The sequence below is a fragment of the Vibrio furnissii CIP 102972 genome (assembly GCF_000176175.1).
Lineage (GTDB): Bacteria > Pseudomonadota > Gammaproteobacteria > Enterobacterales > Vibrionaceae > Vibrio > Vibrio furnissii.
In genome coordinates, this window is record NZ_ACZP01000013.1 from 421,039 (window position 1) to 432,685 (window position 11,647).

Here is an 11,647-nt window from a genome sequence, read left to right on the forward strand (position 1 = left end):
GTTTTTATGGGTCTGTTGCTTCTCGCGTTTCCGATCATCATGCGAAAGGTCAGCGTCGGAGCGTTCACAGGCAAACATAAGTTTACTGGAAGCTTAGTAGATAAATTATCAATATGAGATATTAGTTCAAAAAAGTACCAATGATTAATTCCCTTAGTTATTGACACCTTAGTGAATTTTTGAGTTTAAGCTCTACTTATTGAGTTGCGTGTCAATATTGGTCTCACTAACTTTAAATCATGAGAAATTGTGAACCGGGTGTTGGGTCAGTGGGGACGGACGCCTCATCACATGTATAAAGGACATACGCTCATGAGTACTCGAACCCTAACTCCATTTATGTTGGCTAACGTAACCTTAATCATTGATCGTCAGGGTCAGTTTCGGGAGCAAGCGGCTGGTGAACCTTTGAGACCGGGCGATGTCGTCGTGCAAGTGAGCGACGATCCATCACCGACCGTCACCGCAGAATTAGTCAATCCTGGCAATGCCGCGCCGACCAATTTGGATGGTGAAATTGCCCAGATCCTTCAACAAATTGAACTGGGTGTCGACCCAACACAGAACCCTGATTTGGCAACTGCTGCCGGGGGACAAAATGGGTCGAGTCCTACCGCATCGGGCACGGTGAACCGGACTGGCGATGAAGTGTTGGCGTCTACCAGTTTTGAAACCCAAGGATTAGAAAGCTTGGGTCTGTCATCAACCCAAAGTATTGCGCTGGTTGATCTGGTGAGTGATACCGTTACTGCCGTGATTGATACGCCACCAACATTTGACCCCAATGATCCCGACAATGACGCAGGACCGCGTTATAGCTTCAGTTACGATGAAAATCGCTCGGATAGCGACGTGATCGGGACGGTGCAAGCCACCGATGCAGAGGGGGAAAGCGTGACATACGCCATTACCACCAATGTGTTTGATTCCGACAATAATGCGCTGTTTGAGATTGATGCAGAGAGTGGTGAAATCAGTCTGACCGCTGCCGGTGTTGCTGCGTTTGCTAATGATTATGAAGAAACGCCTAACGTGCATGACATTATTGTCACCGCGACAGAAGTTGACGGATTAGGTGAGCAGAACACAACCAGTGTCCTTGTGGAACTGAGTGAACGAAATCTGGATGAGTTTGCGCCAGAGTTCGACCCGAACGATCCGGATAATCCAGATGGCCCACGTTACGTGTTCTCGTATGACGAAAACAGCAGTGATGCGTATGTGATTGGGACCGTTTCGGCGACCGACGGCGATGGCGAAGCGGTGACCTATTCGATCACCACCAACGTCTATAACGACGCCGATGAAGCGCTGTTTGAAATTGATACCAACAGCGGGGCGATCAGTTTAACGGCCGCAGGCGTAACGGCGTTCTCCAATGATTACGAGACCACGCCGAACATGCACGACCTCGTGGTGACTGCGACGGAAGTGGCGGGGTTGGGCGATCAAAAATCTACCGACATTTCTGTGCAGCTCAACGAACTGAACTTGGATGAGTTTGCCCCAGAATTTGACCCGAACGATCCGGACAACCCAGATGGCCCCCGTTACGTGTTCTCGTATGATGAAAACAGCAGTGATGCGGATGTGATTGGGACCGTTTCCGCGACCGACGGCGATGGCGAAGCGGTGACCTATTCGATCAGCACCAACGTCTATAACGACGCTGATGAAGCGCTGTTTGAAATTGATGTCAACAGCGGGGCAATCAGTTTAACGGCCGCTGGCGTGACGGCGTTCTCCAATGATTACGAGACCACGCCGAACATGCACGACCTCGTGGTGACCGCGACGGAAGTGGCGGGGTTGGGCGATCAGAAATCTACCGATATTCCCGTGCAGCTCAACGAGCTGAATTTGGACGAGTTTGCCCCAGAGTTCGACCCGAACGATCCGGACAACCCAGATGGTCCACGTTACGTCTTTTCGTATGATGAAAACAGCAGTGATGCGGATGTGATTGGGACCGTTTCGGCGACTGACGGCGATGGCGAAGCGGTGACCTATTCGATCACTACCAACGTGTATAACGATGCTGATGAAGCGCTGTTTGAAATTGATGCCAACAGCGGGGCGATCAGTTTAACGGCCGCAGGCGTAACGGCGTTCTCCAATGATTACGAGACTACGCCGAACATGCACGATCTCGTGGTGACCGCGACGGAAGTGGCAGGATTGGGCGAGCAAAAATCTACCGACATTCCCGTGCAGCTCAACGAGCTGAATTTGGACGAGTTTGCCCCAGAGTTTGACCCGAACGATCCGGACAACCCAGATGGTCCCCGTTACGTGTTCTCGTATGATGAAAACAGCAGCGATGCGGATGTGATTGGGACTGTTTCGGCGACCGACGGCGATGGCGAAGCGGTGACCTATTCGATCACCACCAACGTGTATAACGACGCTGATGAAGCACTGTTTGAAATTGATGCCAACAGTGGGGCAATTAGTTTAACGGCCGCGGGCGTGACGGCGTTCTCCAATGATTACGAGACCACGCCGAACATGCATGACCTCGTGGTGACCGCCACAGAAGTGGCGGGGTTGGGCGATCAAAAATCTACTGACATTCCTGTACAGCTCAACGAACTGAACTTGGATGAGTTTGCCCCAGAGTTCGACCCGAACGATCCGGATAATCCAGATGGCCCACGTTACGTGTTCTCGTATGATGAAAACAGCAGTGATGCGGATGTGATTGGGACCGTTTCGGCGACCGACGGCGATGGCGAAGCGGTAACCTATTCGATCACCACCAACGTCTATAACGATGCCAATGAAGCGCTGTTTGAAATTGATACCAACAGCGGGGCGATCAGTTTAACGGCCGCAGGCGTGACGGCGTTCTCCAATGACTTTGAGAGCACGCCGAACATGCATGACCTCGTGGTGACTGCGACGGAAGTGGCGGGGTTGGGCGATCAAAAATCTACCGACATTCCTGTGCAGCTCAACGAACTGAATTTGGATGAGTTTGCGCCAGAGTTCGACCCGAACGATCCGGACAATCCGGATGGTCCACGTTACGTCTTTTCGTATGATGAAAACAGCAGCGATGCGGATGTGATTGGGACCGTTTCGGCGACCGACGGCGATGGCGAAGCGGTGACCTATTCGATCACCACCAACGTGTATAACGATGCCAATGAAGCGCTGTTTGAAATTGATACCAACAGCGGGGCGATCAGTCTTACGGCCGCAGGCGTGACGGCGTTCTCCAATGATTACGAGACTACGCCGAACATGCATGACCTCGTGGTGACGGCCACGGAAGTGGCAGGATTGGGCGAACAAAAATCCACCGACATTCCTGTACAGCTCAACGAACTGAACTTGGATGAGTTTGCGCCAGAGTTCGACCCGAACGATCCGGACAATCCGGATGGTCCCCGTTACGTCTTTTCGTATGATGAAAACAGCAGCGATGCGGATGTGATTGGGACTGTTTCGGCGACCGACGGCGATGGCGAAGCGGTGACCTACTCGATCACCACCAACGTGTATAACGATGCTGATGAAGCGCTGTTTGAAATTGATACCAACAGCGGGGCAATTAGTTTAACGGCCGCGGGCGTGACGGCGTTCTCCAATGACTTTGAGACCACGCCGAACATGCACGACCTCGTGGTGACGGCCACGGAAGTGGCGGGGTTGGGGGATCAAAAATCCACCGACATTCCCGTGCAGCTCAATGAGCTGAACTTGGATGAGTTTGCGCCAGAGTTCGACCCGAACGATCCGGACAACCCAGATGGCCCCCGTTACGTTTTCTCGTATGATGAAAACAGCAGCGATGCGGATGTGATTGGGACCGTTTCGGCGACCGACGGCGATGGCGAAGCGGTGACCTATTCGATCACCACCAACGTGTATAACGATGCTGATGAAGCGCTGTTTGAAATTGATACCAACAGCGGGGCAATCAGTTTAACGGCCGCAGGCGTGACGGCGTTCTCCAATGATTACGAGACCACGCCGAACATGCATGACCTCGTGGTGACTGCGACGGAAGTGGCAGGATTGGGGGATCAAAAATCCACCGACATTCCTGTACAGCTCAACGAGTTGAATCTGGATGATAACGCGCCAATTTTTGATGATGCCTATGTATTTACGTATCAAGAAGACAGTGACGAGACACATGTGATTGGCACAGTGTCAGCAACGGATGCTGACGGTGAAAATGTATCTTACAGCATTAAAACTAATGTTTACGATAGCGAAAATAGAGCGCTGTTTCGGATTAATTCAACGACGGGCGCTATCTATCTGACCTTAGATGGCGTGAACGCTTTTACCAATGACTATGAACTAGAATCCAATATTCACAATCTGGTCGTAACCGCGACTGAAGTGGCTGGGTTGGGTGATGTGAAATCCACCGATGTGGATGTCGTGCTTAAAGAGCTGAACCTGAACGAGCCACCAGTTGCAGAAGACTTCACTGTATTGCTGGGAGAGAGTTCTGAAACAACGATTGTGTTTGATTCTGACGTGGAAGCGGACGACCACATTTCCGACGTCGATGATGACTTTACCGACACGCAATTGAGCATCGTGATTACCTCACTACCAGACAGTGGGACCTTGTTGTATACCGATGAAAACGGCGTGACTCGAGAATTAACGGCTGCAGATGTTTATGTGGCAAATCAAGTCGGCGACCCAGTGCTGTTCAATCCTGACAACATAACTTTCGTTCCAGAAGGCAATGAAGTTGTCATTGGTTCAACAGAAGATGGCGAATTGGTTAAGGTTGATGACGATTATCAATTTGTTCTTGATAACGGCAATGTTATCTATATCTCTGCATACAAAACGATAGGGAATGACGAACAAGTCTCGCAACAAGTGACGTTGATCGACACAGTGCAACAAGGGACCGGGCTGTCGGTGGCATCGGGTAACGGGATCAACACGCAAGATACGTTGCATGTCGATTTGAATGAAAACCCGTTGTATACCATTACGTTTGGTGTCGATGGTTTGAATACCAATCATGCGGCCACGGTAACCTATTATCTCGCCAATGGAGACATCTATACGGAGACCTATCTGGGCGATGGCGAATACACTTATTCGGCGCCGTCAAATAGCCCCGTCGTTGGGTTGGACTTCACCGCTTCGGATAACGACGGTTCATCCGGTTCAAACTATGTGGTGACGCATTTGTCGGGTACCGAAACCGTGGTGGATAGCACCAGCTTCACGTATCAAGCCGTTGACTCGGACGGTGAGTTCAGTAATGAAGCGACAGTGACACTTGAGGCTGACAGTTCGACGCCGTCATACCACGTGTTCTCTGCGCAAGATGGCGAACCTGTGCTGAATGCCACAGCGGGCAATGATGTGCTGATTGGTGATGCGCAAGCCAACGTTTTCACTTGGTTGGATGACGCATTGGATAACAGCATTGATGTGGTGAAAAACTTTGAGTTGGGCACAGACAAACTTGATTTGTCGGCCGTACTGGATGGGGGCACTTTCGAAGATTTACTCGACCAAATTGAAGTGGTGGTCGGTGATGAAGATGTCACCTTACAGGTGTCCTACGATTCGGGACAAACGCAGTCGATTGTGATCGATAACGGGGTCGAAATCTTTGACATCACGGGGGCGTTATCTGACGCTGCTGCGGATACATTACTGAGTCAAATAGTTAAAAACGAAACCGTTTAACGGATGCAAATCATCAAGCCCTTATTCATGCGATAAGGGCTTGCTATTGGTTGGATTTTATAACGTTCTGAATAATAGATAACTGTGATATTTCCTGTTGAGTTAGTTGTTATTTGGTGGAGAAAAATGATTGCGGATGAGACACGTTTTGTGTTAACTTCCGCAGCAATCTCGGACAGTGCTTCCGAGGGATACGCGTAGTGACCATTCAGGCTGATTGGGACATTACGTAGGGTAGGTATCAGTAAGTCCTTTTACTGATAGACGGGATACTCTTGCTGTGGGAACAGCATGTGAATGGGATACCCAACATTGAACTCACTTAACTTACACACATTAATCAGCTTTGTACTTCCTCTATGCCCTGTTCGTCAGGACAGCAGCATAACCGAACCTTGATTCCTGTTTTTTTGTGATTTGTCATCAAGCTGATGACCTGCAGTATTTCCGAATTTGTCTGAGGACTCAGTCGGAACGTTTTGCTATTTGTCATTTCTCAAAAACAACGAACAGCCGAGAAATGAACAGCGGTTTAACCATTCAAGGGGACGAAGATGAGTACAGCCTTTGAAGTCGATAACACTATCGCAACCATGTTTACCAACCAAGTACCAGTTCTAGAAGGTACTTATGACCTTACTCCAGATGAAGTTTTGATTGAACAAGCAGAGCACGAATCTGAAGTACGTTCATACCCACGCCGTATACCTATCGCCATCAAACAAGCGTTTGGCTGTTTGGTTGAAGACACGCGCGGTCAGATCTTCCTAGACTGTCTGGCGGGCGCAGGTACTTTGGCACTGGGTTACAACCACCCAGAAATCAACCAAGCTCTGAAAGATCAACTGGATTCAGGTCTGCCTTACCAAACGCTGGATATTGCAACCAAAGCAAAAACCAACTTTATCAAAGCAGTAAAAGCATTCCTGCCGGAAGAGCTGGGTAATAACTGTGTGATTCAGTTTTGTGGTCCATCCGGCGCTGACGCCGTAGAAGCCGCAATCAAACTGGCAAAACAAACCACCGGTCGCAATACCATGTTTGCGTTCCGCGGTGCATACCACGGTATGACCAACGGTACGATGGGGATGATGGGTAACCTGAATACCAAAGCACGTCGTACTGGCCTGATGTCTGACGTTCACTTTATGCCATTCCCATACAACCTACGTTGTCCGTTTGGCCTAGGTGGTGATGAAGGCGCGAAAGCCAGCATCCGTTACATCGAGCGTCTACTGAACGACGACGAAGCAGGCATCATGAAACCAGCGGCGATCATCGTTGAACCGGTACAAGGTGAAGGCGGTGTTATTCCTGCGCCAGCATTCTTCCTGCGCGAACTTCGCCGCATCTGTGACGAATACGGCATCCTGCTGATTTTTGATGAAATCCAGTGTGGTGTGGGTAAATCTGGCTACAACTTCGCTTTCGAAGAAGCGGGTATCGTACCGGACGTACTGTGTTTGTCGAAAGCGATCGGCGGCGGCATGCCAATGTCTCTTCTTGTGATCAACAAGCAGCATGACACATGGCGTCCAGGTGAACACACGGGTACATTCCGTGGTAACCAGCTGGCAATGGTCTCGGGTGCCAAAGCACTGGAAATCATTGAGCGCGATAACCTGGTTGAACAGGCAAACATCAAAGGCCAATACCTACGTATGGGTCTGGAAAAAATTCAAAGCCGCGTGAACTGCATTGCAGAAGTACGTGGTAAAGGTTTGATGCTGGGTCTGGAAATTCAAGATCCAAGTGGCGAACTGAACAAATTTGGTGAGCCAAAATCGGCACCTCAACTGACTCTGGGCATTCAGCGTGCAGCGCTGGAGCGTGGTTTGATGGTTGAAAAAGGTGGCCGCGAAGGTTCTGTGATTCGTTTCCTTCCACCGTTGATCATCTCTTTTGAGCAGATCGACTTTGCCCTGCGCACACTGGAAGAAGCGATTCTTGCCGCTGGTGGCGGTCAGAAAGATCCAGAACAAGCAAACCAAGAGTGGAAAAAACACTTCATTCATACCGGTCACATGGGCAGCCAAGAGTTCTCACAAGTGATGAACCACACCACTGCTGCAATGAAAGCCGTATTTGAAGAAGTGAACGCGCCGTATTCAGGCATCGACCCGAAAGCGCTAGAAGAAGCGATTTACGCGGTTGATCTGGATAACAAAAACGCATCGCTGAAAGACGTGATCTCTGACACTGCGGAACTGGTTGCGAAGAACTCAATCATCGTTCAGCACCCAGACTGCATTGCGCACCTGCACACACCACCCCTGATGCCTTCTGTTGTTGCGGAAGCGATCATCGCATCGCTGAACCAATCCATGGATTCATGGGATCAGTCGTCTGCGGCAACGTTTGTTGAGCAGAAAGTGATTGACTGGATGTGTGAGAAGTACGAACTGGGCGCGCAAGCGGACGGTATCTTCACCAGCGGTGGTACGCAGAGCAACCAAATGGGCCTGATGTTGGCTCGCGACTGGATTGCGAATAAACTGAGCGGCCACTCGATTCAGAAACTGGGTCTGCCAGAGTACGCGGACAAACTGCGTATTGTATGCTCGAAGAAATCTCACTTCACTGTTCAGAAGTCTGCTTCTTGGATGGGTCTTGGTGAGAAAGCCATCTTGGCGGTTGACGCGCTACCAAACGGTACAATGGATGTGACGAAGCTGAACGCTGTTGTTGAACAAGCGAAAGCGGAAGGTCTGATCCCATTTGCGATCGTTGGTACGGCAGGTACAACGGACCACGGTGCAATCGACGACTTGGTGACCATCGCTGATGTTGCAGAGAAGCACGAGATGTGGATGCACGTTGACAGTGCCTACGGCGGCGCGCTGATTCTGAGCAGTCATAAAGCTCGTCTGAGCGGCATCGAACGTGCGCAATCAGTGAGCGTGGACTTCCACAAGCTGTTCTTCCAAACCATCAGCTGTGGCGCATTGCTGCTGAAAGATAAAAGTAACTTCAAGTTCCTGCTGCACCATGCAGATTACTTGAACCGCGAACACGATACACTGCCAAACCTGGTAGACAAGTCGATCGCGACCACAAAACGCTTTGACGCTCTGAAAGTGTTTATGACCATGCAAAACGTGGGTCCTAAACAAATGGGCGCAATGTACGACCACTTGCTTGACCAAACTCAACAAGTGGCCGAATTGGTTCGTCAGCATAAAGCCTTCGAGCTTTTGGCTGAACCATCTTTGTCTACTGTGTTGTTCCGCGCAGTAAACAGCCAAGCGTCTGATATGGATGAATTGAATAAAGTCGTTCGTATGCAGGCATTGGTACGTGGTGTCGCTGTACTTGGCGAAACCATTGTGGATGGCAAAACTGCCTTGAAATTCACAATCTTGAACCCATGCTTGAAGATTTCGGACTTCGAATCTTTACTGGCTAAAATTGAAACTCTAGCGGAAGAGCTAGCGAAATAAAGGTAAACGGATACTATGTCAATTCTACAGATTGGGGCGGGCGGCGTTGGCTGGGTTGTCGCACATAAAGCGGCACAAAACAACGACGTGCTGGGTGATATTACCATTGCTTCTCGTTCAGTTGAGAAGTGTGAGAAGATCATTGAATCAATCAAGGGCAAACAAAACTTGAAAGATTCTACTAAGAAGCTAGAAGCGCGAGCAGTAAATGCTGACGATGTTGACGCACTAGTAACGTTAATCGAAGCGGTCCAGCCTGATCTGGTGATCAACGCTGGCCCGCCTTGGGTTAACGTACCAATCATGGAAGCCTGTTACCGTGCAAAAGTGTCCTATTTGGACACTTCTGTTGCGGTGGATCTATGCTCTGAAGGCCAGCAAGTGCCAGAAGCGTACGATCCTCAGTGGGCATTCCGCGAAAAATTCAAACAAGCAGGCATCACCGCAATTTTGGGCGCTGGTTTTGATCCCGGTGTGGTGAGTGTGTTTGCAGCGTATGCCGCAAAACACCTGTTTGATGAGATTGATTCCATCGACGTGATGGACATCAACGCGGGCGACCACGGCAAGAAATTCGCGACGAACTTCGATCCTGAAACCAACATGTTGGAAATTCAGGGCGACTCTTTCTTCTGGGAAGAGGGAGAATGGAAGCGCGTACCATGCCACTCTCGTATGATGGAATTTGATTTTCCTCAATGTGGTCCTTTCAAAGTGTACTCAATGGCACACGATGAAGTTCGCTCACTGAAGGAATTTATTCCTGCAAAACGTATTGAGTTCTGGATGGGCTTCGGTGACCGTTACCTGAACTACTTCAACTGCATGCGTGACATTGGTCTGCTCAGTCCGGATCCGATTGCACTTCAGGATGGTACCGTGGTTCAACCACTGCACGTTCTGAAAGCACTGTTACCGGATCCGACCTCTTTGGCTCCAGGATACAGCGGTTTAACCTGTATCGGTACTTGGGTTCAAGGCAAGAAAAATGGTGAACAGCGTAGTGTATTCATTTACAACAACGCTGATCACGAAGTCGCTTACAAAGATGTTGAGCATCAGGCGATTGCATACACCACGGGTGTACCAGCAATCACAGCTGCGCTGCAATTCTTCCGTGGCGAATGGGCTGACGCTGGCGTGTTTAACATGGAGCAGCTCAACCCAGACCCGTTCCTCGAAACCATGCCGTCGATCGGCTTGAGCTGGAACGTGCAGGAATTACAACCGAGCCAACCGGTGATCAACATTCTTGATTGATCGAAGCGACTAAAAGGCATAACACCTTTTGGTTCTGAAACAAACAGCCGTCATTCGTGATGGCTGTTTTTTCCATTTTAAAGATTCAGAAACTGTTGCGATTAATGCGCAGCATTTAGGAACCGACACGATGCAAAAAAACGAACTCAAAACCCCATATTTCATGATTGACGAAGGCAAGCTGATTGCGAACCTCGAAATTGCGAAACGCTTGAAAGACATTTCCGGTGTAAAACTGGTACTGGCACTGAAGTGCTTCTCGACTTGGGGTGTTTTTGACATCATCAAACCGTACCTGGACGGTACAACCAGCTCTGGCCCATTTGAAGTCAAACTCGGCCACGACACCTTCGGCGGCGAAACACACGCCTACAGCGTGGGTTACAGCGAAGACGACGTCAAAGAAGTTGCCGACATCTGTGACAAAATGATTTTCAACTCACAGTCTCAACTGAGTGCGTACCGTCACTTGGTAGAAGGCAAAGCGTCATTGGGCTTGCGCTTGAACCCGGGCGTTAGCTATGCGGGTCAAGACTTGGCGAACCCAGCGCGTCAGTTTTCGCGTTTGGGCGTACAAGCCGATCACATTGATCCTGCGGTCTTTGAAACCATCAATGGCGTCATGTTCCACATGAACTGTGAGAACAAAGATGTGGATGCGTTTATCAACTTGCTTGATTCCATTTCAGAGCGTTTTGGCGCGTACCTCAATACATTGGATTGGGTGAGCCTCGGCGGCGGTGTCTTCTTCACTTGGCCAGGTTACGATGTGGAGAAACTGGGTCTTGCTCTGAAAGCCTTTGCTGAAAAGCACGGCGTTCAGCTTTACCTAGAACCGGGTGAAGCGGTGATCACCAAAACGACTGACCTGGTCGTGACGGTGGTGGACATCGTTGAAAACGGCATGAAAACCGCCATTGTTGACTCAGCGACCGAAGCGCACCGTTTGGATACGCTGATCTATAAAGAGCCAGCATCAGTATTAGAAGCGAGCGAGAGTGGCGAGCACGAGTACGTGATTGGCTCTTGTTCGTGTTTGGCGGGCGACCAATTCTGCGTTGCGAAGTTTGATGAGCCGCTCAAGGTCGGTCAAAAACTGCATATTCTCGACAGCGCAGGTTACACCATGGTGAAACTGAACTGGTTCAACGGCCTGAAAATGCCATCGGTTTACTGTGAACGCACCAATGGTGACATTCAGAAACTGAACGAATTTGGTTACGATGATTTTAAACGCTCACTTTCGTTGTGGTCGGTTAAATAAA

The 11,647-nt window shown here is 49.7% G+C and carries 4 protein-coding genes; all 4 read left to right on the forward strand.

Annotated elements, in window-relative coordinates; translation table 11 throughout:
- Window positions 1-312 precede the first annotated feature (312 nt).
- The 4 genes from VFA_RS23975 to nspC all read left to right on the forward strand — a co-directional run bounded on the left by VFA_RS23975 (window position 313) and on the right by nspC (window position 11,646).
- Window positions 313-5,682 (forward strand): cadherin repeat domain-containing protein, encoded by a 5,370-nt coding sequence (locus VFA_RS23975; protein WP_232281687.1) that lies wholly within the window; start codon window positions 313-315, stop codon window positions 5,680-5,682.
- A 554-nt stretch (window positions 5,683-6,236) separates the two neighbouring features.
- Window positions 6,237-9,122 (forward strand): pyridoxal phosphate-dependent class III aminotransferase, encoded by a 2,886-nt coding sequence (locus VFA_RS05965; protein ID WP_004725626.1) that lies wholly within the window; start codon window positions 6,237-6,239, stop codon window positions 9,120-9,122.
- A gap of 15 nt (window positions 9,123-9,137) precedes the next feature.
- Window positions 9,138-10,382 carry a carboxynorspermidine synthase gene (locus VFA_RS05970; protein ID WP_004725628.1) on the forward strand — a complete coding sequence of 415 codons (1,245 nt, stop codon included), beginning with the start codon at window positions 9,138-9,140 and terminating at the stop codon, window positions 10,380-10,382.
- Window positions 10,383-10,512: 130 nt separating this feature from the next.
- Window positions 10,513-11,646, forward strand: a complete 1,134-nt coding sequence (gene nspC, locus VFA_RS05975; protein ID WP_038151416.1) for a carboxynorspermidine decarboxylase — start codon at window positions 10,513-10,515, stop codon at window positions 11,644-11,646.
- The last annotated feature ends 1 nt before the right edge of the window (window position 11,647 follow it).

Excerpts from the sequence above, each read along its gene's own strand:
- VFA_RS23975 (WP_232281687.1), top strand. The coding sequence starts at position 313 with ATGAGTACTCGAACCCTAACTCCATTTATGTTGGCTAACGTAACCTTA.
- nspC (WP_038151416.1), top strand. The coding sequence starts at position 10,513 with ATGCAAAAAAACGAACTCAAAACCCCATATTTCATGATTGACGAAGGC.
- VFA_RS05965 (WP_004725626.1), top strand. The coding sequence starts at position 6,237 with ATGAGTACAGCCTTTGAAGTCGATAACACTATCGCAACCATGTTTACC.
- VFA_RS05970 (WP_004725628.1), top strand. The coding sequence starts at position 9,138 with ATGTCAATTCTACAGATTGGGGCGGGCGGCGTTGGCTGGGTTGTCGCA.